The sequence below is a fragment of the Subtercola boreus genome (assembly GCF_003399625.1).
GTDB lineage: Bacteria > Actinomycetota > Actinomycetes > Actinomycetales > Microbacteriaceae > Subtercola > Subtercola boreus_C.
In genome coordinates, this window is sequence record NZ_NBXA01000021.1 from 120816 (window position 1) to 136162 (window position 15347).

At 69.3% G+C, this 15347-nt stretch carries 16 protein-coding genes; all 16 read right to left on the reverse strand.

Annotated features, from left to right (window positions below; translation table 11 throughout):
• Positions 1-46: 46 nt before the first annotated feature.
• Positions 47-1030, reverse strand: coding sequence for a prolipoprotein diacylglyceryl transferase (lgt, locus tag B7R21_RS10125; protein WP_437184187.1), 984 nt, complete (start codon positions 1028-1030; stop codon positions 47-49).
• 228 nt (positions 1031-1258) lie between these two features.
• On the reverse strand, positions 1259-2044 hold the full coding sequence (gene trpA, locus B7R21_RS10130) for a tryptophan synthase subunit alpha (protein WP_116283264.1): 786 nt from the start codon (positions 2042-2044) through the stop codon (positions 1259-1261).
• A gap of 11 nt (positions 2045-2055) precedes the next feature.
• Positions 2056-3393 carry a tryptophan synthase subunit beta gene (gene trpB, locus B7R21_RS10135; RefSeq protein ID WP_116283150.1) on the reverse strand — a complete coding sequence of 446 codons (1338 nt, stop codon included), beginning with the start codon at positions 3391-3393 and terminating at the stop codon, positions 2056-2058.
• Positions 3390-4163 carry an indole-3-glycerol phosphate synthase TrpC gene (gene trpC, locus B7R21_RS10140; protein WP_116283151.1) on the reverse strand — a complete coding sequence of 258 codons (774 nt, stop codon included), beginning with the start codon at positions 4161-4163 and terminating at the stop codon, positions 3390-3392. The genes trpB and trpC overlap by 4 nt, the downstream gene beginning before the upstream one ends.
• A 6-nt stretch (positions 4164-4169) precedes the next feature.
• The gene (locus B7R21_RS10145) at positions 4170-4400 is read right to left on the reverse strand and encodes a DUF6704 family protein (RefSeq protein WP_116283152.1); all 231 of its coding nucleotides are present in this window, start codon (positions 4398-4400) and stop codon (positions 4170-4172) included.
• A 130-nt stretch (positions 4401-4530) separates the two neighbouring features.
• On the reverse strand, positions 4531-5259 hold the full coding sequence (locus B7R21_RS10150; RefSeq protein ID WP_116283153.1) for a Trp biosynthesis-associated membrane protein: 729 nt from the start codon (positions 5257-5259) through the stop codon (positions 4531-4533).
• Complete coding sequence (locus B7R21_RS10155) at positions 5256-6905, reverse strand: anthranilate synthase component I (protein ID WP_116283265.1); 1650 nt, start codon at positions 6903-6905, stop codon at positions 5256-5258. Before B7R21_RS10155 ends, B7R21_RS10150 begins: the two co-directional genes overlap by 4 nt.
• A gap of 5 nt (positions 6906-6910) precedes the next feature.
• A complete protein-coding gene (gene hisI / locus B7R21_RS10160) occupies positions 6911-7321 on the reverse strand; it encodes a phosphoribosyl-AMP cyclohydrolase (RefSeq protein WP_116283154.1) in 411 nt (136 codons plus the stop codon).
• Positions 7318-8079, reverse strand: a complete 762-nt coding sequence (gene hisF / locus B7R21_RS10165) for an imidazole glycerol phosphate synthase subunit HisF (protein WP_116283155.1) — start codon at positions 8077-8079, stop codon at positions 7318-7320. The genes hisI and hisF overlap by 4 nt, the downstream gene beginning before the upstream one ends.
• A 61-nt stretch (positions 8080-8140) precedes the next feature.
• Positions 8141-8980, reverse strand: a complete 840-nt coding sequence (hisG, locus tag B7R21_RS10170) for an ATP phosphoribosyltransferase (protein ID WP_116283156.1) — start codon at positions 8978-8980, stop codon at positions 8141-8143.
• A 36-nt stretch (positions 8981-9016) separates the two neighbouring features.
• Positions 9017-9280: a phosphoribosyl-ATP diphosphatase gene (locus B7R21_RS10175; protein WP_116283157.1), complete on the reverse strand. Its 264-nt coding sequence runs from the start codon at positions 9278-9280 to the stop codon at positions 9017-9019.
• A 58-nt stretch (positions 9281-9338) separates the two neighbouring features.
• Positions 9339-10001: a ribulose-phosphate 3-epimerase gene (gene rpe, locus B7R21_RS10180; RefSeq protein WP_116283266.1), complete on the reverse strand. Its 663-nt coding sequence runs from the start codon at positions 9999-10001 to the stop codon at positions 9339-9341.
• A gap of 10 nt (positions 10002-10011) precedes the next feature.
• Positions 10012-10524, reverse strand: coding sequence for a hypothetical protein (locus B7R21_RS10185; protein WP_172592125.1), 513 nt, complete (start codon positions 10522-10524; stop codon positions 10012-10014).
• 108 nt (positions 10525-10632) lie between these two features.
• Positions 10633-12282: an RsmB/NOP family class I SAM-dependent RNA methyltransferase gene (locus B7R21_RS10190; protein ID WP_116283159.1), complete on the reverse strand. Its 1650-nt coding sequence runs from the start codon at positions 12280-12282 to the stop codon at positions 10633-10635.
• Positions 12279-13259, reverse strand: coding sequence for a methionyl-tRNA formyltransferase (gene fmt / locus B7R21_RS10195; protein WP_116283160.1), 981 nt, complete (start codon positions 13257-13259; stop codon positions 12279-12281). Before fmt ends, B7R21_RS10190 begins: the two co-directional genes overlap by 4 nt.
• Positions 13256-15292 (reverse strand): primosomal protein N', encoded by a 2037-nt coding sequence (locus B7R21_RS10200; RefSeq protein WP_116283267.1) that lies wholly within the window; start codon positions 15290-15292, stop codon positions 13256-13258. The genes fmt and B7R21_RS10200 overlap by 4 nt, the downstream gene beginning before the upstream one ends.
• Positions 15293-15347 lie beyond the last annotated feature (55 nt).

Here is a 15347-nt window from a genome sequence, read left to right on the forward strand (position 1 = left end):
GGTGATGAGTGCAGTGGTGTGTGACTGCAGCTCGTGAGTGGCCGTGCTATTTCGAGACTGGCTTCTTTCCGAGTGTGCTTGTGGCCTTCGGTTCGAGAGGTGCGTCTGCCACAGACTCACCAGAGGCGTCGTCGCCACGGAGTTCTTCGTCTGTGTACCTGTCGACCGAGTCTACCTCAGCGTTCGCCGGTGACCACGCAATTCCCGATCGGTACGGCCCGCGTTCCAGACCGGGGTGACGCTTCGTCTGCACGATGATGAGGATCAGGCCGATCGCGATGGAGATCCACGAGGCCCACACGTTCGTACGCACACCGAAGAAGATCTCGCTGGGGTCGATGCGGATCGTCTCGAAGACGCTCCGGCCGGCGCCGTACCAGATCAGGTAGGCCCCGAAGACCTTGCCCCACTGGAGCTTCAGGCGGCTCGAGAGCGCCAGGAGCACGATGACGCCGACGACATCCCAGATGACCTCGTAGGCGAAGGTGGGCTGGAAGAGTGTGCCGGGCTCGAGGCCGATCGGGATGGCGGGGTTGGGGGAAGCGATCTCGAGTCCCCACCAGCCGTCCGTCGGGTAGCCGAACAGCTCCTGGTTGAAGTAGTTGCCGAAGCGGCCGAAGGCCTGGGCCAGCAGGAGGCCGGGGGCCAGGGCGTCACCGAACGTCCACAGGCGGATGCCCGTGAGGCGGCAACCGATGTAGGCACCGAGAGCACCACCGAGCAGACCGCCGTAGATGGCGATGCCGCCCTCCCAGATGTAGAGGGTCTTCAACAGGTCGGCACCCGGGTAGAAGTAGTCGCCGGGGTGCGTCAGAACGTGGAAGACACGGGATCCGATGATTCCGAGCGGAACCGCCCAGAGGATGATGTCGAGCACGATGCCAGGCTCCGCCCCCCGCTTCGTGAGCCGGCGCGACGTCATGATCGTCGCGATCACGATGCCGAGCAGGATGCACAGGGCATAGATGCGGATGCTCAGGTTCCAGTTCTCGGGCAGGGCGAGGCCCAACGTGCGAATCCACCCGGTGATGTCAAGCGAGTTGATCGACGGGCTGGGAATGCTCTGCGGCAGAAACACCTGGTGGTAGACCTTCCATGCGGGAACCGAAGGCGAAGACGGCAATCGGCAAGCCCAATTCTAGGGTGCGTCGTGAGGGGGCGCGTGACAGGGGCCTGCTGTCTGCCCGGTCTCTCAGAGTCTGGCGGGCCTCTCAGAGTCCGGCGGGTCTCTCGGGAACGGGCCGCTCCGTGCAGAGGGTCAGCGCCGTGTGCCGACGGCGAGGGATGCCGCCACCTTCGCAGCTCCCTGCACCCCGTCTTCGCTGAGCGCACGCACGAGGGCCGAACCGACGATGGCACCGTCGGCGTATTCGAGTACCTCGGCGACCTGCTCCCCCGTCGAGATGCCGATGCCGACGCAGGCGCTGGTGGAGCCGACGGCCCGCAGCCGGTCGACGAGCGTTCGCGCCGAGGCATCCACGTCGTTCCGGGCGCCGGTGACGCCCATCGTCGACACCACATAGACGAAGCCGCGGCTGTTGGTGACGGCCAGTTCGAGGCGCTCCCCGGTGGACGTGGGCGCTGCCAGGAACACCCGGTCGAGGCCCGTGCGGTCGCTTGCGGCAAGCCACGGCGCACCCGAGTCGACCGTGAGGTCGGGCGTGATCAGGCCCGCGCCGCCCGCGGAGACGAGGTCGTCTGCGAACCGGTCGACGCCGTACTGCACCACGGGATTCCAGTACGTCATGAGCAGGATGGGAGCATCCACTCGCGAACGGATCGCCTCGACGGCCGTGAAGGCGTCGCGCAGGCGGAAGCCGTTCTCGAGGGCGGTCTGCGTCGCCTTCTGGATGACCGGGCCGTCCATCACCGGATCGGTGTAGGGCAGACCGAGTTCCAGCACATCGACGCCGTTCTCGACGAGCGCGACGGCCGCGTCGATACTCCCTTCGAGAGTCGGGAAGCCGACGGGCAGGTAGCCGATCAGAGCACCGGCCCGGTCGTGCTTCGCCTGGGCGATGCGGGTGCCGACGGGAGAGACGATCGTGGTGTCGCTCACAGCTGCACCCCTCGACCGGAAGCAAGCTCGGCCGCTTCCCCGGATCCGGCGTGGAGCTCGTCAGTCAGCGCATCGCTGGCCAGTTCGCCGGCTTCGAGCGAGCTCGCCTCGAGCTCGGTGGCGACGAGGGCGACCTCGTCGAGAACACCGAAGTAGCGCGCCGCCGTCTCCACGTCTTTGTCGCCCCGACCGCTGAGGTTGATGAGGATGACCTTGTCGGGGCCGAGCTCACGACCGAGGGTGAGGGCGCCGGCGAGAGCGTGGGCCGACTCGATGGCCGGGATGATGCCCTCGGTCTCGCAGAGCAGCCGGAAGGCGGCCATGGCCTCCTTGTCGGTGATCGGCAGGTACTGGGCGCGGCCGATCGAGGCGAGCCAGGCGTGCTCCGGGCCGACGCCCGGGTAGTCGAGGCCGGCGGAGATGGAGTGCGAATCCGAGGTCTGGCCATCCTCGTCTTGCAGCATCATGCTGCGGGAGCCGTGCAGCACCCCGGGGCGACCCATCGTGATGGTCGCCGCGTGGCGGAGGGTGTCGACGCCGTCGCCTGCCGCCTCGTACCCGATCAGGGTGACGTCGGGATCGTCGAGGAAGGCGTGGAAGATCCCGATGGCGTTCGAGCCGCCGCCGACGCACGCGATCACGGCATCGGGCAGTGCGCCGGTGAGGTCGAGCACCTGCTGGCGCGCCTCCTCGCCGATGATCTTGTGGAAGTCGCGAACCATCACGGGGAACGGATGGGGACCGGCGACCGTGCCGAGCACGTAGTGGGTGTCCTCCACGTTGGCGACCCAGTCGCGGAAGGCCTCATTGAGGGCATCCTTCAGCGTGCGCGTGCCCGTGGTGACGGGGACGACTTCTGCCCCGAGCAGCCGCATGCGGGCCACGTTCAGGGCCTGGCGCTCGGTGTCGACCTCGCCCATGTAGACGACACAGCTCATGCCCATCAGGGCGGCCGCGGTCGCCGTGGCCACACCGTGCTGGCCGGCGCCGGTCTCGGCGATGAGCCGCGTCTTGCCGAGGCGTCTGGCGAGAAGGGCCTGGCCGAGCACGTTGTTGATCTTGTGCGAGCCCGTGTGGTTCAGGTCTTCGCGCTTCAGGATGATGCGGGCATCCCCGGCATGCCGGGCGAAGCGCGGTGCCTCGGTGAGGATCGACGGCCGACCGGTGTAGCTCCGGTGGAGCTCCGTGAGCTCGGCGGCGAAGGCCGGGTCGTTCTTGGCTTCGTCGTAGGCGGCGGCGATCTCGTCGAGGGCGGCGATCAGCGACTCGGGCATGAACCTCCCGCCGAACTCGCCGAAGAACGGCCCCTGCTCGTCGCGGAGGTGCGTGGTCATGAGACTCCCAGGAATTCTTCGAGCGTGCGTGCGGGATCGCCGGTGACGAGTGCTTCGCCCACGAGGACCACGTCAGCACCGCTCGCGCGGTAGTGGCTGACATCCGCAGCCGTTTTGACAGCGGATTCAGCCACACGGATGATGCCGGCCGGAATGCGGTCGGCGAGCGTGCCGAACAGGTCGGGGTCGAGTTCGAATGTCGACAGGTTGCGGGCATTCACCCCGATGAGGGATGCGCCCACATCGAGCGCCCGCTCCACCTCGTCGGCGGAGTGCGTCTCGACGAGGGCCGTCATGCCGAGGGATTGGATGAGCTCCTGAAGGTGCTCGAGCTGTCCCTGGTCGAGCGCGGCGACGATCAGCAGCACCAGGTCGGCGCCGGCGGCACGCGCCTCGTAGACCTGGTAGTCGAGGGTGATGAAGTCCTTCCGGAGAACCGGGATCGAGATCGCCTCTCGCACGAGTTCAAGGTCTTCGAGCGTTCCCTTGAACTTGCGACCCTCCGTGAGCACGCTGACGGTGCTGGCACCCGCCGACTGGTAGGTGGAGGCCAGGGCTGCGGGATCGGTGATGGCGGCGAGGGCACCCCGGGAAGGGCTCGAACGCTTCACTTCGGCGATGATCTTGACACGTTCGGCCGGGGCGAGGAAGGCCAGGGCGTCGAGCGCGGCCGGGGCAGCGTGAGCCCGGCGCTCGACCTCATCGAAGGGGACGAGTTCGAGCCGCGCTGCTGCATCTTCGGCAGCCCCGGCGGTGAGGGAGGAGAGCACGGGAGGTCAGTGCCCCCTGGCAGCAGATTTGATGCCGCCGACACCGTAACCGGCCCGGGCGAGGCCGTAGCCCACCAGGAGACCCACGATGACGAGCGCTGCCGATGCCCAGACGAGCCACACGATGCTGAAGAAGAAGGCGGTCGTGCCGATGGCGAAGGCCACCAGCATGATGACGACTGCAGTCCACGATGCCGTCGAACTGCCGTGGCCCGGTTCTTCTGACTCGATGCTCATCTTGCTCCTTGCTCCTTGTAATTCGTGTTCGCGGGTCGGCATCCAGTGTATCCGGTGCCGGTCGGTGCGGCTGGTGCCGGGTGGTGGCTTGACGGACGGGCGCATGTCGCTCGGGTGCCGCCGTTTCAGGTCAGTCCGTCGGGTCCTGGCCGCGCGTCAGGCTGTCCCAGCTGTCGACTGCGGCGGTGCGCGTCGTGTTGACGTCTCTGGCGACCGGCTTCACCGGCTCGGCGGGGCTCTCGACGACCAGGTCGACGGGATTGCCCGACGTCCGCCCGTCGGCGGCAGCGAACGTCACCGGCTGGTACTTGCGGCCGGAGGCCGGCCAGCGCCGCATCGACACCACGATGAGGATGCCCGTCAGGGCCATCAGCACACCGCTGACCACGGCCAGGAAGGGCCACAGCTCCGTTCCGGCAGAGGTGGCGATCTGGCCGATGGAGGAGGTTCCGGCAACGCCCGTGGCCGTCGTGATGGCCGACTGGCCCGACTGAACCGGATCCACCAGCGCGGAGACCGACGACACGGTGATCGAGGCTCCGAGCACGAACTCCAGCACGCCGAGCACCACACGGATCACCCGGCCGGCGATGGCGAGGGCGGCCGACAGCGCCAGCCCCGCGAGGGCGAGGGCGGAGAGCGCGGGAGCCGCGACGGCGCCCTGCACGGTGACCGTCACGGTGTCGCCTGCGCGCCCTTGGGCGTGCAGGCTGAACCACGGCTGCGACCAGGCCAGGAAGACGAGCCCGCTCCAGAGGATGACGGCCAGGATGGTGTACGACTTCAGCCGGCGGGCCCTGGCTGCCGTGAGTTCTGTCGCGCTCGGCACCGGCTCCGGCGCAGCTGTTCCGCCGGTCATCCGACCCTCGTCATCGCGTTCGCGATCGCCACAGCTCGCAGGGGTGCGGCCGCTTTGTTCTGCGACTCGGCGAACTCCGAGTCCGGGTCGGAGTCTGCGACGAGACCGCCGCCGGCCTGTACGCGCGCGACCCCATCGGAGATGACCGCCGTGCGGATGGCGATGGCGAGGTCGGCGTCTCCGGCGAAGTCGAAGTACCCCACCACTCCCCCGTAGACCCCCCGCTGGGCGGGCTCGAGGTCGTCGATGATCTGCAGGGCCCGCGGCTTCGGAGCGCCGGAGAGGGTGCCGGCGGGGAACGTCGCCCGGAACACATCGATCGCCGTGACATCGTCGGCCAACGTGCCCTCGACAGACGACACGATGTGCATGATGTGGCTGAACCGCTCGATGCGCATGAACTCGGTGACCTCGACGGATCCGGCCTCGCAGACCTTCAGAAGGTCGTTCCGCGCCAGGTCGACGAGCATCAGGTGCTCTGCGCGCTCCTTCGGATCGGCCAGCAGGTCGGTCTCGAGTTCGAGATCGGCCTCGACCGTTCGGCCGCGTGGCCGGGAGCCGGCGATCGGGTGGGTGAACGCCGTTCCACCGGCCACCTTCACGAGCGCCTCGGGGCTCGAGCCCACGATCGCGTAGGGCTCGCGGGCCGGCGACTCGAGGTTCAGCAGGTAGAGGTACGGGCTCGGGTTCAGGGTGCGGAGCACCCGGTAGACGTCGATCGGTTCGGCCACGCATTCGAGGTCGAACCGCTGCGCGATCACGACCTGGAACACGTCACCGTCGCGGATGTGCTGCTTGGCGATGTCGATCGATGCCAGGAATTCGTCGCGCGTGGTTCGGGCATCCGGAGCCGCGGCCAGGCCGAAGTCGGCCTCGGCGAGCCAGGCCTCCGCCGGTTTGGCGAGCCGGCGCTGCATCGAGTCGAGGCGGGTCTGGGCGTCTCGCCACAGCTCGTCGGCGCTGAGTCTCTCCGCCTCGGCCGCCTGGCGCCGGCGGGAACCGGAACCCGAGCCGGCCGGGGCGAAACCGTCGGCGAGCACGGTCGAGACGAGGGTGACCGTGCCGAGGAGGTGATCGACGGCGATCAGGTCGGAGACGAACGAGAGGGCCTGGCTCGGCATGCTGAAGTCAGCGGGCGGCCGGTTCGGCAGATGCTCGATCTGGCGGATCGTCTCCCAGCCGATGAAGCCGACGAGTCCGCCGGTGAGGGGCGGGTGCCCGGGGATGACCGGGGTCTTCCATTCCTCGTAGAGCTCGGCGAGGGCCTCGAGGGGGCCGGCGGGCATGCCCTGGGGGAACGCGCGCGCGGCGCTCAGGCCCGACCCCATCCAGACCGCGCGGTCGCCGTCGGCGCTCAGCACGCCGTAGCTCGACACACCGATGAAGGAGAAGCGCGACCAGACACCGCCCTGGGCCGCCGACTCGAGCAGGAACGTGCCCGGCCGGTTGTCGCTGAGCTTCCGGTAGATGCCCACCGGGGTCTCGCCGTCGGCGAAGAGGGTGCGGATGACCGGCAGCACGCGGTGCGTCGGGAGCAGTGTGTCGAACTCTGCCCGTGTGGTGGAGGTCGCCGTTGTGGAGGCGGCCGTGGTGGACGTCGGCGTCGTGGACGTCGGCACACTCGACACCGTGGGAGTCTCAGCCATCACCATCATCCCTCGGTAGCGTGCGGTGCACCCTGCACCGGAGCGAGCGGGTCGCCGTCGAAACACGTGCGGGTGCCGGTGTGGCACGCGACGCCGATCTGGTCGACCGTCACCAGAATCGTATCCCCATCGCAGTCGAGCGCGGCGCTCCGCACGTACTGGGCGTGGCCGGAGGTGTCGCCCTTTCGCCAGTACTCCTGGCGGGACCGCGACCAGAAGCTCACGCGGCCGCTGGTGTACGTGCGGCGGAGGGCTTCGGCATCCATGTACCCGAGCATGAGCACTTCGAGAGTGTCGAACTGCTGGATGACGGCCGGCAGGAGTCCCTGCGCGTCGAACCTCGCTCGGGCGATCACCGCCTCCACGTCGACAGGCAGCTCCTGGATGCTGTCGTTCCGCTGGGTGTTCTCGCTCATCGGACGGTCACTCCGCTCTCGGCCAGCGCCTCTTTGACGTCGCCGATGGTCAGTTCACGGTTGTGGAACACGGATGCCGCGAGCACCGCATCGGCGCCCGCTCCGACCGCCTCGGGGAAGTCGCCGAGCTTGCCTGCGCCTCCCGAGGCGATGACCGGCACGCTGCTCATGGACTTCATCAGACGGATCAGCTCGAGGTCGTAGCCGTCTTTCGTGCCGTCGGCGTCGATGGAGTTGACGAGCAGTTCGCCCGCACCGAGTTCGATGGCGCGCGCGGCCCAGGCCAGGGCATCCAGTTCGGTCTCGCGGCGGCCGCCGTGTGTCGTGACGACGAAACCCGAGTCTGTTCTGGAGGAGCGTTTGACGTCGAGCGAGAGAACGAGCACCTGTGCGCCGAAGCGGTCGGCGATCTCGCCGAGCAGCTCGGGCCGGGCGATCGCGGCGCTGTTCACGCCCACCTTGTCGGCTCCGCTCGCGAGCAGCCGGGCGACGTCTTCGGCGCTCCGCACTCCCCCGCCGACGGTCAGCGGGATGAAGACCTGCTCGGCGGTCTGGCGCACGATGTCGTAGGTCGTCTCGCGTTCGTCGACCGTCGCGGTCACGTCGAGAAAGGTGATCTCATCCGCTCCCTGCGCGCTGTAGAGGCGCGCGAGTTCGACGGGATCGCCCGCGTCGCGGAGGTTCTCGAAGTTGACACCCTTGACGACCCGGCCGGCGGCAACGTCGAGGCACGGGATGACGCGCACGGCGAGCGTCATGATCGAGCCTCGCGGCGTGTGAGCGACATGGTCAGAGCCTCGCGGCGTGTGAGCGACACGGTCAGAGCCTCGCGGCGTGGATCGGGCTCACCAGGATGGCGCGGGCACCGACCTCCCAGAGGGAGTCCATCACCAGGTTCATCTCCGTTCGCGGAACCATCGCGCGAACAGCGACCCAGTCGGGGTCGGCGAGCGGGGAGATGGTCGGCGACTCGATGCCGGGGGTGACCGCCGTGGCGGCGTCGAGGTGCACGCGGGGCACGTCGTAGTCCATCAGCACGTACTGGCGAGCGACGAGAACACCCTGCAGGCGCCGGAGCAGCGTGTCGGCGCCGGGGTTCTCCACCCCGGAGGAGATGAGCACGGCCGTCGACTGCAGGATGACCGGGCCGAAGATCTCGAGCCCGGCCTTCCGGAGCGTGCTGCCGGTCGAGACGACGTCGGCGACAGCATCCGCGACGCCGAGGCGCACCGCCGATTCGACGGCGCCGTCGAGCTTGACGAGGGTCGCCGTGACGTTCGTCTTCGCGAGGAAGGCACCGACGAGGCCCGGGTAGCTGGTGGCGACGCGGCGGCCCTGCAGCTGGTCGAGACTGTCGAACTGACCGCCGGGTGCGGCGAAGCGGAAGGTCGACTCGCCGAAGTTCAGCTCGGCGACCTCTGCGGCCGGCGATTCGGAGTCGAGCAGCAGGTCGCGACCCGTGATGCCGACGTCGAGCGCGCCCGAGCCGACGTAGGTAGCGATGTCCCGCGGGCGGAGGTAGAAGAACTCGACGTTGTTGCGTGGATCCTGGGTGACCAGCTCACGGGGGTCGCGGCGGCCGTGGTAGCCGGCCTCTGCGAGCATCTGGGCAGCGGTCTCCGACAGCGAACCCTTGTTGGGTACCGCGATTTTCAGCATGGTGATCTTTCGTGGAAAGTGGGGGGTGTGGTGCTCTTACAGGTGCTTGTACACGTCGGCGGGGCTGAGGCCCTTCGCCAGCATCATCACCTGCAGATGGTAGAGCAGCTGTGAGATCTCCTCGGCCGTCTCGTCGAGGCTCTGGAATTCGGCTGCCATCCACACCTCTGCGGCCTCTTCGACGATCTTCTTGCCGATGGCATGCACGCCGGCGTCGAGCTCGCGCACGGTGCCGGAGCCCTCGGGGCGGAGCTGCTGCTTCTGCTGCAGCTCCTCGAACAGGGAGTCGAAGGTCTTCACGTGTTCTAGGTTACCGGGTGGTTCAGGGTTACCGGGTGCGTCACGGTTGCCGCGTGCGTCAGTGCGAGTGCCTCACGGCCAGCTCACGCAACAGCCCGATCTGGGCCGCCGCGTTCTCGGCACCGAAGACGCTGGAACCGGCGACGAACGTGTCGGCACCGGCCGCCGCGGCGATCTCGATGGTCGTCTCGCTGATACCCCCGTCGACCTGGAGCCACACGTCGAGGCCGGTCTTCGCCACGGCCTCGCGAGCGGCGGCGAGCTTCGGCATCGTGTCGGCCATGAAGGACTGTCCGCCGAAGCCGGGCTCGACCGTCATGATGAGCAGCATGTCGAATTCGGCCAGCAACTCGAGGTAGGGCGCGATGCTCGTGCCCGGCTTCACGGCGAGACCGGCTCGGGCGCCGATCTGCCGGAGACGCCGGGCGGTGGCCACGGCATCCACCGCAGCCTCGGCGTGGAACGTGACCGAGAACACACCGGTCTCGGCATAGACGGGTGCCCAGTGGTCGGCATCCGTGATCATGAGATGCAGGTCGAGAGGCAGCGGCGAGACCTTCTGCAGGCTCTCGACGACCGGAAGGCCGAGGGTGAGGTTCGGCACGAAATGGTTGTCCATCACGTCGACGTGGATCATGTCGGCAGTGGAGACGCGGTCGATCTCGGCCTGCAGGTTGGCGAAGTCGGCGGCAAGGATACTGGGGTCGATTCTCACGGGCACGCCTCCCACCCTAGTTGACCGGCACCGCCCGATCAGGCATCGGGGCGGGGGCTTCGCGGAGTGCTCCGGACGAGCCGCGCAGCCACCCCACGTGACCCTGGTCGACGAAGCCGAGCGAGTCCACCCGCCAGGTGCCGCTCTTCATGATAGCCACGAGCGAATCTGCAGCCGGCTCGGGGAACCCCCACTTGTACGGTGACGACCTCTTCTGCTGCACGAAGTACGAACCCGGCGGGAGGATCCTGAGGCGGAGGGGTGCGTAGGGCGACCCATCGGCGTCGACGAAGGAGACGACGACGTCGGTGACGGGCGCGCCTGACGTGTTCAGGAGATGGATGCCGACCGTTCCGCGACCGTCGGCGGTGTGTTGGGAGGCCCACGCGGAGACGGCGACTGCTTGCGCCCGACGGTCCCGCTGCTGCTCGATCCGGGCGACGCGCCAAGCCGCCACACCGGCGAAGACCGCCGCGACGAGCGCGCCGACGGAGGTCAGGGCGGCCAGCCACACCGGCACGTCATTCATCGTGCCCACCAGGCAGGTACAGCCCATCGGGCCCGCACAGCCCACCGTGAGTTCATGAGCTTCTGTCGTGTCTTCATGGGACCCGACCATACCGCAGGACCGAACCGGTCAGAGCTTTCGGAACAGGGCGATGAACATCGCATCGGTGCCGTGCACGTGCGGCCAGAGTTGAGCCTGCGTCTCGTCGGAGCCGAGCGCCAGCGGCGTGTCTGCGAACGACTGGAGCGTGGCCTGGGTGCCGAGGGGCTCCAGTGCTCCGCTGTGGCGCTTCAGGGCATCCGTCGCCTGCCCGCGCGTCTCGGCGACATGCGGCGAGCAGGTGACGTAGGCGAGGATGCCGCCGGGCTTCAGGGCTGCGACGGCCGAGTCGATGAGCTTCGACTGCAGAACGACGAGTTCGGCGACGTCTTTCGGGGTTTTGCGCCAGCGTGCCTCCGGCCGACGCCGGAGGGCCCCGAGGCCGGTGCAGGGGGCGTCGACGAGGATGCGGTCGAACTCACCGGGGTTCGATGCGCCGACGATGGTGCCGTCGAGTTCCCAGACGACCGGCGGGTCGGGGAAGGCCGCAAGGGCGTTCCGCACGAGTTCGGCCCGGGCGGGCACGGGTTCGTTCGCGGTGAGGACCGCGCCGCCCTCCCGCGCCTCTGCCGCCAGCACGGCGGACTTGCCGCCGGGGCCGGCACAGAGGTCGAGCCACCGTTCGCCTGTCGCGATCGGCCGTGCCCGGGTGAGGGCGAGCGCAGCGAGCTGTGATCCCTCGTCCTGCACGCGGACGGTGCCTGCCGTGACTTCGGGGATGTCCCGCGGATCGCCCGAGTCGGTGATGAAGCCGAACGGCGAGTAGGGCGCAGGATGCCCGTCGACGGCGATCTGGTCGCGGTTCGCCAGCCCCGGCAGGGCGACCAGGCCGAGCCGTGCGGGTTCGTTGTCGGCTTCGAGGAGGGCGACAAGGTCGACTTCTGCCTCGTCGGCGTTTGCACCGTCGGTCAGAAGAGCCCGGCGGAAGGCACGGACGATCCAGGACGGATGCGAGTACAACACCTCGAGGCGACCGTCTTCACCCTGGGCGCTCGCCAGCACCCTGTCCTGCCACTGTTCGGGCGTCGAACGGGTGATCGTACGGAGCACGCCGTTGACGAAACCGGTCGAGGACCGGGACGCCACGACACGGGCGAGTTCCACGGCCTCGTTGACGGCGGCGTGACTCGCGACGCGGAGCGACAGCAGCTGGTGCGCGGCGAGTTCGAGCACATCGACGAGCGGGCCGTCGATCTCGTCGATCCGGCGGTTGGCCGCAAGCTCGATGACACGGTCGTAGTACCCGCGGAGGCGGAGCGTTCCGTAGGTCAGTTCTGTGGCCAGACCGGCATCGGCGGTGCTGAGTTTCGCGCGGGCGAGCTTGGTGGGCAGCAGCAGGTTGGCGTAGGCGTCGTCCTCCCGCACCGCCCGGATCACCTCGAAGGCGATCCGCCGGGCCGGCTGCACGGCGGTGGCGCTCTGCGTGCGTTCGCGGGGGCCTGGAGCGGTGCCGGAGCGGTCGCGCCCGGCCCCGTGGCCGCGGCCGCGATCGCGGCTGGGTGTGTCGCGGCCGGCGCTGTCGCTGCCAGTACTGTCTCGACCCGAGCTGCCCCGGCCCGGACTGGAACTCCGCCCCTGGTTGGCGCCCCGGCGGCCGTGCTTCGGCCGGTCGCCCGGGGTCTCGCCCGTACCACCGGTGCCGCCGGTGCCGCCTGTGCCGCCGTCATTCGTGCCGCTCATTCCGCCACCATCTCGATCGTCGATCCTGCTGCGTTGCTGGCCTGCCCGCCGCCAGCCTGCCCGCCGCCAGCCTGCCCGCCACCGGCCTGCGCACCGCGCCACCAGTCCGCGGCCGCCATCGGCTTCTTCCCCGATGGTTGCACACGCACCAGGCGGAGCGGCGTGTCGGCCGTGCCGATGACCGGTGTGCGCCCGTCGAGCCGGATGCGCCCGGGCGGCAGTTGAGGTGCATCCCGCGCGGGTTCCGCCTCCAGGATCTTGAAGCGCTCACCCGCGACCGTCGTGAAGGCTCCGGGCTCTGGCGTGACACCGCGGAGGCGCTGGTAGATCTCGGCGGAACCCAGCGTCCAGTCGAGCCGGGCATCCTCGATACCGAGTTTCGGAGCCAGGGTCGGCTCGCCCTGTTGCTCCGCTGAGACCGCGGTGCCGTCGACGAGTCCGCGCACGACCTCGGAGACGAGCCCGGCGCCATCGTCGGCCAGCGAACCGAGCAGGCTGCCGGCGCTCTGGTGGGCGCCGATCGGCGTGCGGAGTGTCTGGAACACGGGGCCTGCATCCATTCCCGGCACGAGCTGGAACACGGATGCCCCGGTGACGGCGTCGCCCGCGATGATGGCGTGCTGCACAGGCGCCGCCCCGCGCCAGCGAGGCAGGAGGGAGAAGTGCAGGTTGATCCAGCCGAGGCGGGGTGTGCTGAGCAGGGGTTCCCGCACGAAGCCGCCGTAGGCGACGATCACTCCGAGTTCGGCGTCGAGCGCCTCAACGCGAGTGGTCACCTCGTCGTCGAGCCGGTTCGCCTTGATGACAGGGATGCCGAGCTCCTCGGCCACGGCGGCCACGGGTGACGGGGTGAGCACGCGCTTCCGGCCCTGCGGGGCATCCAGCCGGGTGATGACGGCGACGACCTCGTGTTCGGCGGCCAGCCGGCGGAGGGTGGGGTTGGCAACCTCAGGGGTTCCGGCGAAGACAAGTCTCAATCGAGGATCTCCAGGTCGTCGAACCGCACCCGCAGGGTGGGCGGGGGGCGGTAGTTGGCGGGTTTGCCGGGGATCTTCCGCCGGCTGGTGGCGTTCTTGATGACAGCGGCCCTGAGCGTGGAGGCGACGTTCGCCCCCACCGCATAGTCGAACCGCACGATGGACCGCACGAAGTCGTCGGTCTCGTCGGGAACCGGTCCGAGCACATCTATCTTCGCGCTGTCTTCGCCCTGGACCGAATCGTGGAGCTCCTGAACAGCCTTAGCGACGGCCTCCGGGGTTCCGCGCACGGTGGCGATCCGCACCGCCGGGGGGAAACGCAGTCGCCTCCGGTCGGCGAGTTCTGCACTGGCGAAGCGCGCATGCTGCCAGGTGACCAACGTTCGGGCGAGGTCTCCTCCGACGCCCACGATGATGGCCGGGGCGCGGGGCGCGGCGAGGGCGATGGCGTTCGACCACCATCGGAGGCAGTCCTCCCCCACTGTGAGCGACTCGCGTGCGAGCATCCGTTCTCCGTCGAGCAGCAGCACGGCGTGGTACCCACCGGCGGCCACGGGTTCTGCGCCGCGGGTCGCGATCACGAGGGCTGGGGCCGACCCCACATCGCCGAGCGATCGGGATCCGTCGGAGACGATGATCCGAGTTGCGGGGAAGGCGCGGCCGAGCTCTTCGGCGGTGCGGGTGCTGCCCTGGCCGACGAGACGAAAGGTTGTGCCCTCGCAGTGTCTGCACTGCCACTGGGCGGCAATGGCGCCGCACCAGGCACAGGAGGGCGGAGAGCTGCGGGAGGCCTGGCGGAGCGGGCCCTCGCAGACGAGGCAGTGCGCGGGGTTGGTGCAGCTCGCGCAGGCGAGCACGGGAGCGTAGCCGGGGCGGGCGACCTGCACGAGCACGGGCCCGGTCTCGAGGGCCTTCCGCACAGCATTCCAGGCGCTCGAGGGAATGCGGGCGGACTGGGCGAGCCTGTCGTTCGACGATTGAGCGGAGGTCGGGACCACGTTCGGCAGGAACCGGGGGCTCTGCGCCACGTCGCGGAGGAACCCGAGTTCGACCAGCCGTTCGACCTCCGAACTGCGCGAGTGGGAGACGAAGGCCAGGGCCGCGCCGCTCAACTCCTGGCGGACGAGCGCCGTGTCGCGGGAGGAGACGTAGGGGCTGAGCGGTTCGTCGTGCAGCGGATCGGCTTCGTCCCAGAGGGCGATCAGGCCGAGATCGTGAGCGGGGGCATAGATCGCCGAGCGGGTGCCGATGATGACGCGCGGAACGGCTTCCAGGCACTCGAGGAAGTGCCCGTAGCGCTCGGGATTGGTCTGGTGGGCGTCGAGCGGCGAGACCAGATCGACCGGCACACCTGCACCGCGGAGGGCGGTGGCGAGCTGTTCCTGGTCGCGGTAGTCGGGTACCACCAGGATGGATGACCGGCCGAGCCCGAGCGTGAATGCGGCCATGGCGGCCATCGTCTCGGCCCAGGCGCCCACCCACTCCCCGCCGGGAGTCTGCCGAACGGTGGGCACCGCCGTGATGGCGAGGCGCGCCCGCGCGCGGAGCGCGCCCTCGACGACACCGTCGCCGTATCCGGCGATGGCCGGGGTCACCCCTGCCGGTGCGGCTGCATCATTGGCTGCTGCTGCTGACGCTGCGGCCGCCACGGGGGCCGCAGCTGCGCCCGCCGTCGTTGCGGCTGCTGCCGCCTGCTTCGCCGCCCACGCCTTCTCGACGCGCACGGTTCGCGGCGGCACGGCGATCCGCACGACGTCGCTCGCATTTCCCGCGGCGCGTGTGGCCACCCGCCGGGCGAGCTGCCACACATCGGGGGTGAGCACGGCGACCGGCGACACGACCTCCTCGATGTCGCTGAGGGTGCCCACGTAGTCGGCGTGGTTCGTCACCTCGACGATGTAGGCGCGCGACACCCGCCCGGCCGAGCGGAGCGGCACCTTCACCCGCACGCCCGGCTGGGCATCCGACAGCAGGGCCTCGGGGATGCGGTAGTCGAACAATCGGTCGAGTTGCGGAAGCGGGGACTCCAGCATCACCCGGGCGACCCAGGTGGGAGCGCGGGCGGAGCCGTGCACGTCTGCGACGCCT